General features: G+C 34.4%; 14 protein-coding genes. 3 read left to right on the forward strand and 11 right to left on the reverse strand.

Translation table 11 applies throughout. The features are described from left to right. Window positions 1-80: 80 nt before the first annotated feature. The 9 genes from JIV24_RS20535 to JIV24_RS20575 form a co-directional block, all read right to left on the reverse strand. Window positions 81-1,217, reverse strand: coding sequence for a sugar transferase (locus JIV24_RS20535; protein ID WP_200466960.1), 1,137 nt, complete (start codon window positions 1,215-1,217; stop codon window positions 81-83). A gap of 240 nt (window positions 1,218-1,457) precedes the next feature. Beyond that, window positions 1,458-2,915 (reverse strand): class I adenylate-forming enzyme family protein, encoded by a 1,458-nt coding sequence (locus JIV24_RS20540; RefSeq protein ID WP_200466961.1) that lies wholly within the window; start codon window positions 2,913-2,915, stop codon window positions 1,458-1,460. Between the two features lie 10 nt (window positions 2,916-2,925). Beyond that, window positions 2,926-3,906, reverse strand: coding sequence for an NAD(+) synthase (nadE, locus tag JIV24_RS20545; RefSeq protein ID WP_200466962.1), 981 nt, complete (start codon window positions 3,904-3,906; stop codon window positions 2,926-2,928). 11 nt (window positions 3,907-3,917) lie between these two features. After that, a complete protein-coding gene (gene asnB, locus JIV24_RS20550) occupies window positions 3,918-5,891 on the reverse strand; it encodes an asparagine synthase (glutamine-hydrolyzing) (RefSeq protein ID WP_200466963.1) in 1,974 nt (657 codons plus the stop codon). A 5-nt stretch (window positions 5,892-5,896) separates the two neighbouring features. Then, window positions 5,897-6,139, reverse strand: coding sequence for an acyl carrier protein (locus JIV24_RS20555; protein WP_200466964.1), 243 nt, complete (start codon window positions 6,137-6,139; stop codon window positions 5,897-5,899). 215 nt (window positions 6,140-6,354) lie between these two features. Further along, the gene (locus JIV24_RS20560; protein ID WP_200466965.1) at window positions 6,355-7,608 is read right to left on the reverse strand and encodes a pectate lyase; all 1,254 of its coding nucleotides are present in this window, start codon (window positions 7,606-7,608) and stop codon (window positions 6,355-6,357) included. Then, complete coding sequence (locus JIV24_RS20565; protein ID WP_200466966.1) at window positions 7,589-8,689, reverse strand: glycosyltransferase; 1,101 nt, start codon at window positions 8,687-8,689, stop codon at window positions 7,589-7,591. The genes JIV24_RS20560 and JIV24_RS20565 overlap by 20 nt, the downstream gene beginning before the upstream one ends. A gap of 14 nt (window positions 8,690-8,703) precedes the next feature. After that, window positions 8,704-9,234: an acyltransferase gene (locus tag JIV24_RS20570; protein ID WP_200466967.1), complete on the reverse strand. Its 531-nt coding sequence runs from the start codon at window positions 9,232-9,234 to the stop codon at window positions 8,704-8,706. 5 nt (window positions 9,235-9,239) lie between these two features. Beyond that, a complete protein-coding gene (locus tag JIV24_RS20575; protein WP_234445909.1) occupies window positions 9,240-10,055 on the reverse strand; it encodes a hypothetical protein in 816 nt (271 codons plus the stop codon). Between the two features lie 176 nt (window positions 10,056-10,231). Between JIV24_RS20575 and JIV24_RS20580 the strand changes: the two genes are divergently transcribed. From JIV24_RS20580 to JIV24_RS20590, 3 genes are read left to right on the forward strand one after another with little or no spacing between them, the layout of a single operon-like run. After that, entirely contained in the window at window positions 10,232-11,299 is a 1,068-nt protein-coding gene (locus JIV24_RS20580) for a glycosyltransferase family 4 protein (RefSeq protein WP_200466968.1), read from the forward strand. 22 nt (window positions 11,300-11,321) lie between these two features. Then, window positions 11,322-12,437 carry a glycosyltransferase family 4 protein gene (locus tag JIV24_RS20585; protein WP_200466969.1) on the forward strand — a complete coding sequence of 372 codons (1,116 nt, stop codon included), beginning with the start codon at window positions 11,322-11,324 and terminating at the stop codon, window positions 12,435-12,437. A 3-nt stretch (window positions 12,438-12,440) separates the two neighbouring features. After that, entirely contained in the window at window positions 12,441-13,649 is a 1,209-nt protein-coding gene (locus JIV24_RS20590; RefSeq protein WP_200466970.1) for a carboxylate--amine ligase, read from the forward strand. 22 nt (window positions 13,650-13,671) lie between these two features. On the opposite strand, the gene JIV24_RS20595 is transcribed toward JIV24_RS20590, so the two are convergent. After that, the gene (locus JIV24_RS20595) at window positions 13,672-15,375 is read right to left on the reverse strand and encodes a phosphoethanolamine transferase (RefSeq protein ID WP_200466971.1); all 1,704 of its coding nucleotides are present in this window, start codon (window positions 15,373-15,375) and stop codon (window positions 13,672-13,674) included. Between the two features lie 73 nt (window positions 15,376-15,448). Beyond that, the gene (locus tag JIV24_RS20600; RefSeq protein WP_200466972.1) at window positions 15,449-16,861 is read right to left on the reverse strand and encodes a hypothetical protein; all 1,413 of its coding nucleotides are present in this window, start codon (window positions 16,859-16,861) and stop codon (window positions 15,449-15,451) included. Window positions 16,862-16,949: the final 88 nt, after the last annotated feature.

A 16,949-nucleotide genomic window follows, 5' to 3' on the forward strand; every position in this document is an offset into this window, starting at 1 on the left:
TCACTTAGCATTCCCTGCAAACCCTTGTTAACTAAGAAATCCATGAGATAGGCATCTGTATTATGGGGTAACTCCAAGTATTATGAACTACTTATCTTTCCACTAAAAATATTATAAAATGCTTGAAAGAAATACTTTACATCTGTTAAAAATGGCGAGCGCTTTTTAGCCTTCATATAAATCCTTTCAGCTTCAATATTGTTTTCACTATCGGGCATATTTAAAGCTACATACGGAGGAATGCAACCTGGCTTAAACTTTACACGCATTCTTTTCACGTCTTCTGGCAATTCATTGAAGCGAGTTTGACTTAATGGACGCATTCCAACAATGGACATATTACCAATTAACACATTTAAGATTTGAGGCAATTCATCTAACCAGTACTTTCTAAAAAATCGCCCCCAACGGGTTAATCTAAAATCATTTGCCGGCTTACCCACCTCATTGTATCCATTTAATCGAATTACATAGTCTTGTAAATACTCAGAGTATGGATGCATTGTTCTAAACTTATAAACTTTAATAAGCTTGCCATTTTTCCCAACCCTTTTCATAGGGAATACCGGCGCATATGAAGGGTGCATATTATGATCAGGGTCATGCGTTTTCATAACTACAAAATACACCTTGCCATCTATTTCTTTGAATTCAATGATATCAAATCCACAACTCACCACACGACCGAGTACTTCAGCGATGGTTAACCAACGATATTTTCCCTTGGTGAGAAAGAAATATAACTTTTTTAGGTTAGGGACTTTGGGCCATACACGATGAATAATGAAGCAATACAACCAATATAATCGCTTCCAAAAAGAAATTTGGCCCTTAAAAAGTTTTTGCTTTCGATTACTCGTTGATTCAACACAGCCAATAAGAATACCTGCATCAGGCAAGTACTTGTTTATTTGGCACAAATACTTATTAATATACCTAACGTCGTTAATTTGCCTAACGTTAATAACATTACGAATGTCCTGCTGATTATCGGATAAATATAGAGGGTGCGAATTATCATTAATGACAGCGGTTGAGATAGAGTCAATTGAAACGTGCTGAAGAAAATAGGACTTTACATCTTTACTAACCGAATTCAGAATCGTCTTTTTTGCAAGCGCACTATTCTGCACTACCGTCTCCTGAACACGTTTTTTTTCTACCTGCTCAATACTGCGTGTAACACCTATAGCTCCTATAGATTCAATATTTCTCATCCCGACTCAATTCCTTTACAATCCTGAGTAAATTACGAGCAAAAAAAGCAAAAGTACAGTGCTTTTACATGAGTTATTTTAATTCCACAACCCACTAACAACCAATACAATTAACTCAACACAAATAAATAGCATTTCCTCTATAAAAAAATAGCATTAGTCAAAAAAAAAGTTTTGCGAATTGACTTTTACGAACGGCTTAAAATTTATGACAATCGTTCACCTAAAATTAATGAATGCTTAACCTTTAACTTTCTTACCTGTTGAGTTTATATTCAAGTTCTCTTGAAACTCGACTACTTGTGGTATTTTGTATGATGCCAATTTATCTGCACATACCCTCTTTACATCTTCGGCAGAAATATTGTTGTTTTGATTATTTACAACCAATATAGCTTTTATAGCCTCACCTAACACCTCGTCTTCGACTGCAACAATTGAACAATCTATTACCCCTTCTATACCAACAATCACCTCTTCAATCTCTTTGGGGCTCACTCGCCTTCCGCCTACTTTAATGATTTCTTTGCGACGCGCTGCATGATAAATAAAGCCATCTGAATCAACCGTAGCTAGATCGCCAGTATATAGCCATTCTCCAATAATGGTTTTAGCCGTTTCTTCATCTTCTTGATAATAACCAAGCATCACATTGTCTCCTTTGGCAATTATTTCTCCAACTTCATTGGGTTGTACCTTAACTCCTTCGTTATTAACAACTCTCAGTTCTACATTCGGAATCCCTTTGCCAATTGAACCCAATTTATCCTTTAAGTTCTCAACCGGCAAATAGGACAAGCGTGCAGTTGCTTCCGTTTGGCCATACATGACTACAAAGTCAATCTCAGGATGATTTTTACGAAACTCATCAATGAAAGTGGTATGCAGCTTACCTCCGGCTTGCGTTACATAGCGTAAGTGCGGAAACTTAGTGTTTTTAAAAGAATCTGATTTTCGTAACAATATTTGAAAATGGCTTGGGACGCCAGCAAAACCAGTACATTTATACTTATTAAAGTCGCTTAAAACAGAGTTTAAAAAGATGAAAGTATTATTCAAAACCACACTTCCACCAACTTTGAGGTGTGTATGTAATAATGATAATCCATAACAATAAAAGAATGGCAGTACGATTTCAACAATATCCTTCTCACATAGCTGCAAATATTCGATAATAGACGTAGTATTAGCGATTATGTTTTTGTGAGAAATCATTACCCCCTTAGGTTTTGCAGTGGATCCTGATGTGAATATGATCTGAGCCAATGCATCATCAATACATGCACTTGAATACCATTCAACACTTTCCTGCACATTAAGAATAGAATCAACTTCATTCTCTGTCAGCACGCTACCAACATTAAGATTCATCTTCTTTTTAATCTGCGAGGATACAATAAGATAGTTTGGATGACAGCGTTCAACAATATCATTAAAACCTTCCCGTTCTATTGCAGGATTTAGAGGTACAACAACATTTCCTGATTTCATAATAGCTAAATAGCATATTACAGATAAGCTGGAATTAGGCATCATTAATATGATATTCTGCTCAGTACCGACTGTTTTTTCAAACCATTTACTAAGCTTTAAAACATTGCTCAATAAATCAGCATACGAAAGTACACCTGTTCGGCCTAAAATAAAATCATTAGGATGATTGGTATGATCCTGCAAAAGAAAATCAACACAATTCATGGCTCATTAATTAATAATTATGAATCGGTGGCATACGAAGATATTCCGTTGTGCTCTTCTTACGCTCAAAGTTTTTAAAGATTCGTTCGACATCCTGCTTTTCTTGTTTAATTGCAACTGCGACTTCCTCAGAAGAGTAGCCATTTTCCCAACCATACCAAAGTAAATCCATTGTTTCAAAAGGCATTTGGTAAAAAAACTCTTCCTGGGTTTGCTCCGCTGTATATGTATCAGTTGTTGGCGTTCGTTCTATAATATTTCTTGGAACTCCTAATGTTTCTGCTAACTCATAAACCTGTGTTTTGTACAAATTTCCTATTGGCATCACATCTGCTCCACCATCTCCGAATTTTACAAAAAAACCTTGTTGTACCTCGTGCTTATTAGGTGTTCCAATGACTGCATAATGATTAGCTTCGGCGTGGTAATATAACATAGACATACGGCTACGTTGTTTAAAGTTAGACGCCGCAACAATTTGCAAATACTCATTCATTGGCAGGCGTTCACTTTGTTCTGAACCATCTTTAAAAATTACTGTCACATAGAAAACAGGTGGCAAGTTTGTATTGAGGAATTCGGGAGGAATCCCAATTTTCATCTTATCCGTTTTGGGGTTAAATGCCGGAATCACTCTTTTAACAGCCTCGTCGCGTCTCGTATAACAGCCAAAGCCTTCAAGAGCTCCACTAATATTTTCTTCAATCACTTTTATTCCATACTTATTGGCCAATTCAAGCGCAAAATCTTTGCTATCATCACTTGAATCTTTTTCAGGGAGCATTACGCCAATGACTTTATCGGCACCAAATGCCTTCACTGCCAGAGCTAATGTAACTGAAGAGTCGATTCCTCCACTAATGCCAACAATGCCTCCTCTTCGTTTTAAAGTCTTTCCAACATCGTTTCGTAGCTTGGTTATTATAATATCAATTGTAGAATGAATATCATTTAACTTTATTATTTCCTTAGTGAAAACAGGTTTAGTCATAGGTTTGAAGTTTATCTTATTATTACTTGTTTATTTTTTAAATCGCCCTTAACCATATCCAACTTGCAGGCACCTTCAAAGTCTGCTATGTACTTACTGTACAATATTTGAGTAGACAAAACTGCAATTAAGGCCATATTATCCTGCTCTGAAACAGGCTGTTTCCCTGATAACTTCTGTTGCAACACACTTACTTTTTGAGCATTAAACAAACCAGATTCTTTAATCGCTGCTTCGTTCATGTATTGTTCCATAAGGTTTTTATTTTGCATAATAGCTTGTGCAACTGGGGCTCGATAAGCTTGTTTTGAACGTCTTAATACAGAAGAGGGAAGTTGCTCCTTCATCATTAGTTTCAAAATCACTTTTTCATTCAGGCCATTTAGCTTATAGCTATCAGGAAGTGTGGCACAAAATTCAGCAACACGATGATCTAAGAAGGGATATCGGCCTTCAACAGAATTGGCCATCGCCATACGATCCCCCTGTGAAGACAAGAGATAACCAGACATAAACAATTTTGATTCTAATAATTGAGCTTTTTCAAGAGGGCTATAGGCACCAAACTCATTTGAAAAATTACTCGATAGTTCATCCACTGGATCATAGTCTTTCACCTGGTGTAAAACTTCAGTAGATAACATATTAGTTAGCTGATGTCCATTTTTCCAACGCAACAAGTGCGAATATACAGGGGAGTTAGTATTATTAAGCTGATAACCAAAAAACAACCGAAGCATCATTGGTGAAGCATTCTTTAGTTGTGGTATATATGGATACAATTTTCTTAATAAGACTGGTCTGATTTTAGACTCTGGCTGACGAGCCCAAAAATGCCTTATGATGGTTTCTTTAAAAATATTGTAGCCGCCAAGCATCTCATCGGCACCTTCGCCAGTTAGCACTACTTTAATGCCATTTTTTCGTACCAACGAGGATAGAAGCATCATGGGCACTGGAGATGTTCTCAACAAAGGCGCTTCGGCATGATAGATTGCTTTAGCTAAGTATTTTGAAATATCATCATTGTTACAGGAAACACTTGTATGATTCGTGTCAAAGTGTTTGGCTACTTCATTTTGGTACACTGACTCATCATAAGCCTGATCGACAAAGCCAATTGAAAACGTATTTAACACGTTGGGCTGTATCTCATTTACAAGGGCAGTTGTTACACTTGAATCCAACCCACCACTTAGATAAGCTGCTACCTGTACGTCAGCCCTTAAGCGCAAATCGACACTACTTTTCAATAAAGAATAAAGTTCGTCAGCTGCATCATCAATGGTTCCCTTAAATTTATCGAATCGATAATGATGTTTCCAATACTGTTGTACATTAAAACAACCGTTTTTCACTTCCACAAAATGCCCTGGTGGTAACTCTTTTACTGTATCAAAAACAGTATTAGGTGATTTTGGCGCCCAAAAAATCAGAGATTCCTTAAGCCTTTCTAAATTGATCGCCCTAGTAACTTCAGGGTGCTCAAATAAACATTTTATTTCTGAAGCAAAAACAATATTTCTTTCGCTCCGATAATAATATAATGGCCTAATACCAAAGCGATCTCGCGCCAGAAATAATGTTTTCTTCTTTTCATTCCAGATGGAAAATGCAAACTGCCCATTAAGTTCATTTAAACATTTCGATCCATATTCTTCATACATATGCAGAACCACTTCGGTGTCACAAGTGGTTCTGAATTTGTGCCCTTTTTTCTCAAGTTTCACTCTGAGTTCATGGTGGTTGTATACTTCACCATTGTATGCTATCCAAAGGAAGCCGTCTTCATTACAAAGTGGCTGTTGACCTGAACTTAAATCAACGATACTAAGGCGTACGTTACCCATTGAGCAATTCGGCGTAATATACAGACCTGACTCATCAGGACCACGGTATTGAATACGAGTCAGCATCCTGTTGAGCACAGCTTCTTTATGTGCAACAGCAAAACCATCATTTGTAAACCCAACGATTCCGCACATAAGACTTAGTTAACAAGTGATTTTTTTCGCTCTAAAAATGAAACAATTGTATTAATGCTCTGGAAGTTTTCCTCTGTTAAATCGGAATCATCAGTCTTCACTCCCATCTGTTCATCCAAAAATGTTATTAGACTCAATAGTCCCATTGAATCAAAAATGCCTTCCTCAAAAAGCTTTGTTTCATCAGCAATGGTGTTTTTATCGATAAATGTTATTTCTGAAATAAACGTTCTGATATCTTCTTTCATAATCTAATGTTTGAGTTCTGTTTCTATTTTCAATAGTTAGCGTTTATGACAAATCATAACTATGACTGCTAAACACCTTGTTTCAAATTCTTCCCCAATTCTCAATTTATAAGTTAAGCATAACAGGTTTTTAATGCTCCTTTTTTTGTTATAAGCAAAGAAAAATTACACTAACACATTAAAAATGATGGCTAAAGAACAAAAGAGCTCTTTGCTTAAAGAAAACTATGGATCCACTCTTCTATATTCGTAAATCCATTACCATCATCGTCAGCATGCAGATCAGCAGGTATGTTCAGTTTTCTTTCACCTGATTCATAAATCCATCCTCCAACTTCTGATGGAAGGGCTATTCGTTTACCTGTTTGCTTTAATACATCATTTACGATTCTGTTATCAATATCATCTCTTGTGCGTGAATGTGCCCCGCAGTTTTTTATTAAATAATCCTTTAAAATAGCTGCATTTATAACACTAATACTCTTTACTTCATCAGACATTTGAGTATTGAAAACCTTTTTATTACCCGGATTGTGTAACATTGCTCGACTATATTGATCCATTGAGTTAACACCTTTGGTAATATTACCACCTATATGAACTTTACCATTGTTTTGAAAGTTTTCATGAACAGAAAGTAACTTATCATTACGATTTCTCTTGCCCAATATGTAATAGTTCCCAACAATATCAGCTTTCATGGGCGTTTTGAACTCACCCGACATACCTAAATAAACAGCATGTGTATCACTATTATAAATTAAGTTGTTGATCACCTGAACGCCATATGTATCTCCCCAAACAAGGGGATTACGATCAGAATTATGCACAAACAGATTTTTAATAACACTTATTCTTTTTGAATGCATAGATAGCAGGCCTTTTGAATGGTCCATATGCGTTAGACACTCACTTATGATACAATTGCTAATTGTGATTCCATCCCCACCATTTAGAATGCCAATATTTTCATCAAGTGCCCATGAAACACTGCAATGATCAACCATAATATTGTACAACTTCGTTGAATCATCAGCAATATTAATTCCATCTATCTGTTTGTTAGAAGCAGTTCCTGGTCTTACTTTTAGTCCCTGAACCAGTACATCATGAGTTGATATTCCGAGGGAATAATTCTTAAGTGTTATTCCAGGGTAAGGAGCTGTTTGACCAGCAATGAACACATAAGGAGAATTAATTCTCAATGTTCTGTTTAGCTCAACAACTCCACTAACCTCAAAAATGATAATTCTAGGATATTGTCGATTGATAGCAGCTCTTAACGACCCTGGACCTCCATCATCAAGGTTGGTTACCTTAATAACTTGTGGCAATTGCTTTCCTGCATATGCACCCCGTGATTCAGCTCCAAATCCTTCAGAACCAGGAAACATATTTTGAGCGTTTATGGATGTATAGCAATATCCGATAAACAACAGAACTAGTGCATTAATTATCCATTGCTTCATAATCTAAAAGCTTATTGTATAAATTCAGATAATTTCTGGTCATTTGCTCCTCTGTTAATCGTTCCAGAATAATTTGCCTTCCTCGCTGCCCCATTTCTGATGCTAGTTTATCATTTCTGAATAATTCAAGTATTTTATTGGCCATTGTTTCGTCATCACCAACTTTAACTAGAAATGCTGATTTATTAGTCTCCACCAATTCACGATTACCATCAACATCTGATGCGACTACGGGCTTACCAAAAGCCATATATTCCATTATAGAGTTGGAAATGCCCTCTGCAAAAGAAGCCAAAACACCCATGTGAAAAACTGAAATAAAACGATCAACATCTTGCCTATTTCCTAAAAACCTAAAATACTTCATCTGCTCAATCGGAATCATCTGTTCAATCGCTTGTCGATCATCTCCATCACCAACTATAACAAAACACATATTTGTATCTTGCTCTAATACTCGCAAAGCAGCTCTGATAAAAGTTGGGTAATCTTTTCGCCAATTAATACTGGCCACCATACCTACTATTAATTGCTTATTATGGATGTCCAGTTCTTTTAAGGTATTTACATTATCATATTCAACGGCTAATCGTTTTGTATTAAAACCATTGGTAATTACAATCCCCCTTTTTCTGCTTACTCCATACGCTTTTAAACCAATCCTGGAATTTGAAACAATTACATCGGAGAAAGGAAAGGATAAACGCGACCGATTCCAGTCCATTGTAAATGGTTTGCACTCTGAGTTAGCGATCATACCATTCACCATTTTTTTTCGACAAACATAAGCTGCCAAACCGCTAAATACAGATGGTACTCCTCCCCACGAATGAATTAGATCTGGTTTATTTTCCTTACATATTTTAAAAAGTTGAAAATAAATCAATGCATCAAACCTGAAACGCTTTTTTAAAATAATCAGCTTGACAGGTAAATCGTGTATTTCCTTATAATGAATAGCATCGCGAAACAAGACCAAAACAATATCATGCTGCTGTGCTATTAAACCTTTAATCAACTCCAACAAACGACGTTCTCTCCCGCCCATCACCAAATTATCTGCAACATGTAATATCTTCATCGTGTACTTGATTATTATTTAAGGCCAAAACGCTCCATTAAAACTTTTCTTTTTTGTCGGTCATTTAGTTTTTTCAGATCAAATTTCGATGGGCTCATTAAATACATTTGCTTTTGCAATTTCGTATCCATTATTTTTTTTGCAGGATTACCCATTATCAATGAATTATCGTCAAACCTACCTTTTACAATTGCACCTGCTGCTACAATACAATTATCACCAATAACGGTGTTGGGTAAAATAATCGCATTCATACCAACCACTGTATTATTGCCAATAACAATCTTTCCAAACACATCTAAATCTGGAAGTTCATCACGATATATCCAAACAGCTCCATCGTGTGTAATAAAGCGTACTCCATTGGAAACGGCAACATGATTACCCAATGAAATTAAATAAGGCTCAGTGGAAAAATCAGCATTAAAAATCATGCAATCGTCGCCAATCTTCACACCTCTTTTACGCAAAAGAGAAATTCTTGCCTTCCCAATAAAAATTCGGGTTAAACTGCGATATAACAGGTGCGTCAATTTTCCTACCATAAAGATTATCGATTAAAAACCTCTACAATTTTCTTACAAAATAAAGGATAAGCTTTGATAGCCAACTCAGTATTAGGGTGAGAATCGGATGGTGATTCGGCATATTTATCTAGAAGATACAAACCTCCTTCTGTTTCCAATGCTCTAAAATCCCACAAAAACACGTTATCATCTGGCTTATCCCATTCGTTTCTTATCCACAAATAGAATTCTTGCATATTTTGCGCCCATTCTTCATCCGATTTTCGTTCGGTTAGTGCCGGTGGGGTCCAAATCAAGAATTTAGTATCAGGGTACTTCTGAAATTCTTTATACAAAGCCTCATATTGCAATCTATAATTTTGTATAGTCCGTTCTGCTGAAGCAATATCTATTTTTTCTCTGTCAGTTTTCAGCTTACTAACCGGAAAACAATGTTTTAATATTATAACTCCATATTCCTTTGTCAAGATCTTTAAGGTTGGTTCTTCCATGTAATAATCCTGATGTCCATTTTCAACCCAGATCGTATAATAATCAAAAGGGTAATTGTTCCATCCATACGGTTCTTTGGCCGGAAAAGCTCTCGCCTCAACTATATAATTTGTACTATTTTGCTTGTTGTACTTGGTAAACCAACGCTCAACAGCCATTGGCAAGCCTAGCTTCAACTTCACCTTTTGTATAAACGTATTACCTCCTCGCCAAATAGTTTTACCAGTACTATGATGTAAAAAAATAGCTTTAGTATTAATTGAATCAGATTTCATATTTTCAGTTTTATTTGAGCATGACATCAGAAATAATATTGTCAGAGCCATTAATAATAGTTTCTTATCCATAAGGTATTTCTTTAAAAATTATCGTCCCAATAAAAAATGCCGTCCACCTGTGAATTTTAAACACAGAAAAAAATTACAAAAAAAATGAGTTGTTAACCACTCATTTTTGACCAACAGTCAAAAAACCAAGCATCAATGGCATATATTTCTTAGTTTAGGACTAAAAGGTATTTAAAATGAAACATGTAGGAATCGTAATCCGCTCACTTAAACCAGGAGGTGCTGAAAAACAAAGTGCTCTTCTGGCAAATGTTCTTTGTAGCGATTATCGTGTTTATGTTTTTTACCAGTATGATGATTTTTCGCCTTTTAACGAGGCGTTGCTTTTGCATAAAAACATAATTAAAGTACACCTGACAGGAAGCTGGCCAAGAAAAATATTAAAACTAAGGAAGCTTATCGTACAACAAAGGATACAGTGTCTTTTTTCATACTTAAGCAGCGATAACCTGATCGCATCAATAGCCTCGATCGGAATAAATCGATGTCAAAACTATGGTGGTATCAGAAGCTCACTGCTTCCTAAGCATAAATTCATCATCCTAAAACTATTACACAAATACCTCCAAAAAGCAAGTATTTTTAATAATTATTCGGGTCAAAAGTTATTCATTCAACAAGGCTTTGTTGAATCAAAATCAATTGTAATTCACAATGCTATTGACATTAACAACACCAAGCAAAGCAATAACAATAAAGAAGTTATTAATATTTTGAGCGTTGGACGTTTCGTTAAAGCTAAAGATTACCAAACTGCACTACTTGCCATAAAAACATTAAAAACCATAAGCCATAAGCCTCTTCGCTATTTTATTATAGGATATGGCTCAGAAGAAGAAAATATTAGAAGAATAGTTACACAGGAAAAACTAACTGAATCTGTTGAAATAGTAATCAATCCAAGTAATACTGAGGACTACTACAAAAAAGCCCATATTTATTTATGTACATCTATTTTTGAAGGCCTATCCAATTCTATAATGGAAGCTCTCAACAATAAACTCCCAGTTGTGGCAACAAATGTAGGAGACAATAATCAACTTGTGATTCATGAACGTTCAGGTTTTTTGACTCCAATTAAAAACTACCAGACGATTGCTGATCATTTAATCCAATTAATTAACGCTCCTGCCTTAATGTTATCGATGGGAAAAAATGGCTATACCCACTTGAAAGAGAATTATTCAGTTCATAAATTTAAAGAACGATACATACAGCTTATTGAAAACCAAATAGACAATTAATTCCATATTCTAACCTATTGATATGAAAAAGCCAAAAGTTGCCTTTTATGGTATAAAATACTTTCCTTCCAAGGGGGGTACAAGTAGGGTTGCCGAAAACATTATCAGGCAATTAAAGAACCGTTATGACATCACTATTCTTTGTTATAAAAACAATGATGCTAAAGAGCATATAAATGGTGTTAAAGTAATGCAATTTAATCAATGGCCGGGAGGAAGCATAGGGGCTTTATTCTATTTTTTACGCAGTGCTTTACATCTAAAGTTCAGAAAATTTGACGTCATACATCTACATAAAATTGATGCAGCTTTCTTTTTACCACTCTTTCGAAAGAAAACCAATATTGTAGCTACTTCGCATGAATCAGCTTATTTGAGAGATAAGTGGTCCAAAATCGAGAAATGGTATCTACAAAAAGCTGAAAAGATATTTCTAAAGTCAAGTGCAACACTCACTTGTATATCAAATCCATTGACTAAAATATACAATAATGGTTCAAAGAATAAAGTAGTTTACATCCCTAATGGAATTACCATTAAAGATGAATATAAAGAGCGTGAAGCCAATCATTTCTTAGAAGAATACTATCTTAAAGAAAAAGAGTACTTCATTTTTGCTGCCCGACGAATTATGAAAACCAAAGGTTGCCATACAATGTTAGCTGCTCTTGATAAAATGAATTATAAAGGTACCATAATTGTAGCTGGTGATCTTAGCCATGCAAAAGAGTACGTTAGTGAATTGCAAGAAAAATACAAGCACATGAAGGTTATTTATCCGGGGTATATTGGTGACTTACCGCTTCTACTAACACTAATTAAAAAATCAAAACTGTTTATTTTTCCCTCAGAAACAGAAGGCATGTCTATTATGCTGTTAGAGGCAGCATCAACGCAAACACCGATTGTAGCGAGTGATATAAAAGAAAATAAAGAAGTATTTAACGATGAACATGTGACCTTTTTTAAAGATCAAAACAGTGATGATTTAGTCGAAAAAATTAAGCTTATCGAGGAAAACACTAACGTCGTTAAAAGTAAAGCTCAGAAAGCGTTGTTGCATATAAAGACAAAATATAACTGGGCAAACATTGCAGAAAGCTATGATGAAATTTATCGACAAACAATAAACAAATAAGAAATGAAATCTAATCCTCAATTAAATCCTGTTATTGTTTTAGATATAACACATGCTGGCTATGGAATTCTTAGATCTCTTTACAAATACAAAATTCCGTTGTATGGGTTTTCTTTCTGTAAGGATCATATTGAACTAAAAACACGTTTTGCACAAGAGACATATGTATATGATTCAGCTGAAGATTTGAAAAAGAAGCTAATTCAACTTTCTAAAAGTTTTTCTGTTAAGCCAGTTTTATTTTTAACCAATGATGAAAAAGTTGAATTCATTGTTAAATACATAAATGAACTTAGTCAATACATGTTAATTAATATCCCTGATGCCTCCATTGTTAATTCTTTAATTGATAAAATTCGACTCAAAGATGTTATTAAAAAATACAAAATCAAAGTTCCACAAACTGTAAACATTGAAAGCGAACAAGATGGAAATTTGGTAAGAGAATTACAATTCCCAATTATTATTAAACCCTTTTTAAAATCAATTAAATGGCATAATTCAGGATTCCCGAAAGCAACAATTTTTAATAGCTATAATGATTTTAAGTTAGTGTTTCCTAAAATGTTTGCGACAGAACCTCGTATTCTTGCCCAGGAATTTATACCAGGAGGAGATGATAACATATATTACTGCTTAACCTATTACAATGAAAATGGAGAATGCAAAGCTCATTTTACAGGCCAGAAAATTAGGCAATGGAGAGTATTGACTGGCTCTACAGCTTCAACCAGACCTGCGAACGTTTCTTTTGTTACAAATGAGACCTTACGTATATTTGATACAATAAAGTTTAAAGGCCTTGGTTCCATAGAATATAAGAAACACCCTAAAACAGGTGACTTTTACATGATTGAACCTACTGCAGGACGGGTTAACCTTCAAGAATACATCGCTACATGTGCTGGAAATAATATTCCACTAAAGGCATATTGTGATATGACAGGCCATATCATAAAACCTATTGAGAAAGAAAACTCAAATGTTGTTTTTATCGAAGAACGATCAGAACTACCTAGTTTTTGTGAATATAATTCTAATAAGCAATTGACTATTCTTAATTGGTTTGAAAGTGTAAAAGGTAAAAGGTATTATAGACTATTGAATAGTACTGATTACAAAATAAGTTTTAACATCATGTACTATATAACGAGAAGACTGTGTGGTTATTTCTTAAGAAAGATTTTAATTAAAATGAACTCGCCAAACTAAACAATGTAATAAAACCCTAGACTTACTTTGATAAATTTGAGGGTAATAAACTATTGCTGCCATCTTTATAATTAAATTCGAATAAACGATTATTAGCATAAACATACCGTGATTCCGGCTCAATATATAAGGAATCTGCCAAGCTCATATTCCTATTAAAGTATTGATATTTTATATTTGCTAAATCTGCTAATGTAAAAAACAAGTTGTCATTTGTTGATAGCATTCCCCTGTTTACCTGCATGTTATCGAATTTGGGCTTATTATTATTTAGATACTTTTTTGAGCACCAAACAAAAAGTGGGATATGAGTTTCTATCTCGGTTGGGTGGGCTGCTCCATAACCAAATAATGAATGTCCTCCATCAAATAAGTGAGTAGCATGATCTGAGGTAAATAAAAAAACTGATGATTTACCTTGCAATTCAAGTCTTTGAATGACGTTACTTAAAATGTAATCTTGAAAGAGAATTGTATTATCATAATCATTAACAAAAACCTTTGCATTATCAATTGAAAGTACATAATCTTTAAAATTACTATTTGGTGTAAATGAATCGAAACTTAAAGGTGGACGCTCATGAGCTCCTCGCATATTTATGACAATAAACTGCCTTCCTTCACATTGACTTAACACTTTTTCAACAGTAGGTATTATTCCATAATCCGTATTATCTGGATAATCAGTTCTTAAATTATAAAAGAAATCTGATTCTTCTCTATTATCTAAATATCTTAAAACACCACTAGAACTAGATATCCAATTCGTTTGATAACCGGCTTCTTTAAAAAGAGACACTATTGTTTTCTGATGAAATGCATCTTGATAAGTTTGTGCAGTAGCTTGTGTTAATAACAGTGGAATAGCATTGGCTGTACAATTAGCATTAGAGTAATGTCTAGAATATGAAACCAAATTTTTAAATGCATCTAAACCGGGGCTCGTTTTTTTACTATATCCATTTATCGACCAGTTTTTATAACGCATTGCTTCACCTATAACAAAAATAACTACCTCAGGCTTAATCCTTTTATCATCTTCACTTACACTAAACTTAAAATTATTCCTCAAATCCCTACTCAGTTTGTTTCGGTGATTAGTTACAAATAACCTTGCTGTTCTATAATAAAAATTAAATGGATGCTCATAAATATAACCACTTCTAAGAGCAAGACGGATACGGTTCTTACCTGAATAAAATTCTGAATTTTCAGTAAGTTTTAAAACAGTTAATCCAATCGAGACAAGCATTAAGACAAATGCAATAATAATAGCGCTATTCTTTAAGCGCACTTTATAGAATACTTTTTTATAATACACCAAAACCAAACTGTATCCGACTAACAAAAACAAAGGAATTAAAAAGTATATCTTAAATTTGCTAAAAAACTCAGAAACCTCACTATCAGATAAATAATACAATGCTTTTAAGCCATCAGAGCTGATATACCAATTAACTGCAATAATATTGACTATCTCGGCAATGGATGACAATATGTAGGGAATGCCAATTATCAAATAGGTATAGTAATACGATTTAGTTATTCTTAAAAGTATTAATCCTCCAGCGAGAAGTAAACATATCTTTGAAATGATAACACCTATACTAAGTATATCTTTTTTTAAATGAAGCATTAAATCAGGAATAATCAGCAGCAATACAGATAAAGTGATTAAGACTATTTTTAAGAATTTTGAATTTCTGTAGTTTTCTTTAAATAACATAACATGAGAATTATTTTAATTCCATTTATTATCTCCTAGCCTGTTGTCTAATCCACTATACGAAGTGTCTCTTTTACTGAGCTCCATTATATAGCATTTCATGCACCCAGTTTTCAAGGTTAGTAAAACCATCATTATCATCATCTTTATGCGGATTTTCGGGAATTACTAAAATATGATGCTGTGAATCATACATCCAACCTCCAACTTCTTCAGGATATAATATTTTGCTTCCTGAATAATTGACAAGATCATTTATTATACGCTCATCAATGTCATCCCTATTACCCGGTTGTGCACCGCAATTTTCTATCAAATAATCTTTTAAGTGAGTTGTTGAAAGAATATTGACAACAGGCAGTTTATATGGTATATCATTGGCTTTTAATGACATATTAGCTGGATTATGAATATACTTATTACTCCAAGCATTAGTATCTGTAACATGTTCAGTTTTATTACCTCTCAAATACAGCTGGGCTTGTGGGTTAATACCTGCATTGATAGATATGATGTACTCATTTCTATTTTTTATCCCTGGATAATAGTAATTATTGATAGCTGCGGCTCGCATCTTTCTTCTTAATTCACTCATTGATCCAAAATAAATAACATGGGTATCACTATTGTAAATCAAATTATTGGCTACTAAGGCTTCCTTAGTGTCACCACTTACTAATGGATTTCGATCTTCATTGTGGATAAACAGATTTTTAATAATACTAACCTGCCCCGTACTAGTTGCTAGCATACCACAGGAATGATTCATTGCATTGAGACATTCACTAATGATACAATGACTTACTGTCACACCATTACCACCATTAAGTATACCAATATTTTCGTCAAGAGCCCATGAAACACTACAATGATCGATAATTATGTTATGAAGTTTTGTTGAGTCATCGGCAATATTAACACCATCGATCTGCCTTCCTGAAAAACTTCCCGGTCGTATTTTTAATCCTTGAACTAAAACATCGTGTGTAGATATTCCTAGCGAAAAGTTTTTAAGCGTAACGCCTGGGTATGGGGCTGTTTGACCTGCTATAAATACATAAGGATCCCTGATACGCAAAGTCCGGTTTAGTTCAATAACTCCGGAAACCTCAAAAACAATAACTCGAGGATAATTTTTATAAATAGCTGAACGCAGCGAGCCCGGGCCACCATCTTTAAGGGTAGTAACTCTTATTATCTCAGGTAAAGTATCTCCGCCATATGCTCCTCTTGAGTGTGAACCGAATCCTTCTGCACCAGGAAACATATTTTGAGCACGCAGTAAAATGCAACAAAACAATAGAGCGATAACTTTTAAATATCTAAATTGACGCAACACCGTATAATTATTGATATGAAACTGTAGAGATTTCAGTTTCCAATTAATGATTATTAATAAAATTGGCAACTTCAATGTAAATCTGAAGTTTTTTACTTTAGTTTTTTTTATAATCGATAAATTACAAAAAGTTAGGCTGTAAGTCAACTTAATGATTATTTTGGAGTTACCCCATTTTTTTAAGTAAATCCAAAAGTTAGCTGAGATTCCTTTCTTTGCTTATATGCCTTGGGTT

The sequence above is a fragment of the Carboxylicivirga marina genome, assembly GCF_016612505.1.
In the GTDB taxonomy this organism is placed as follows: domain Bacteria; phylum Bacteroidota; class Bacteroidia; order Bacteroidales; family Marinilabiliaceae; genus Carboxylicivirga; species Carboxylicivirga marina.

Coding starts and splice junctions, on each gene's coding strand:
- JIV24_RS20535 (WP_200466960.1), bottom strand. CDS start 1,217: ATGAGAAATATTGAATCTATAGGAGCTATAGGTGTTACACGCAGTATT.
- JIV24_RS20540 (WP_200466961.1), bottom strand. CDS start 2,915: ATGAATTGTGTTGATTTTCTTTTGCAGGATCATACCAATCATCCTAAT.
- nadE (WP_200466962.1), bottom strand. CDS start 3,906: ATGACTAAACCTGTTTTCACTAAGGAAATAATAAAGTTAAATGATATT.
- asnB (WP_200466963.1), bottom strand. CDS start 5,891: ATGTGCGGAATCGTTGGGTTTACAAATGATGGTTTTGCTGTTGCACAT.
- JIV24_RS20555 (WP_200466964.1), bottom strand. CDS start 6,139: ATGAAAGAAGATATCAGAACGTTTATTTCAGAAATAACATTTATCGAT.
- JIV24_RS20560 (WP_200466965.1), bottom strand. CDS start 7,608: ATGAAGCAATGGATAATTAATGCACTAGTTCTGTTGTTTATCGGATAT.
- JIV24_RS20565 (WP_200466966.1), bottom strand. CDS start 8,689: ATGAAGATATTACATGTTGCAGATAATTTGGTGATGGGCGGGAGAGAA.
- JIV24_RS20570 (WP_200466967.1), bottom strand. CDS start 9,234: ATGGTAGGAAAATTGACGCACCTGTTATATCGCAGTTTAACCCGAATT.
- JIV24_RS20575 (WP_234445909.1), bottom strand. CDS start 10,055: ATGGATAAGAAACTATTATTAATGGCTCTGACAATATTATTTCTGATG.
- JIV24_RS20580 (WP_200466968.1), top strand. CDS start 10,232: ATGAAACATGTAGGAATCGTAATCCGCTCACTTAAACCAGGAGGTGCT.
- JIV24_RS20585 (WP_200466969.1), top strand. CDS start 11,322: ATGAAAAAGCCAAAAGTTGCCTTTTATGGTATAAAATACTTTCCTTCC.
- JIV24_RS20590 (WP_200466970.1), top strand. CDS start 12,441: ATGAAATCTAATCCTCAATTAAATCCTGTTATTGTTTTAGATATAACA.
- JIV24_RS20595 (WP_200466971.1), bottom strand. CDS start 15,375: ATGTTATTTAAAGAAAACTACAGAAATTCAAAATTCTTAAAAATAGTC.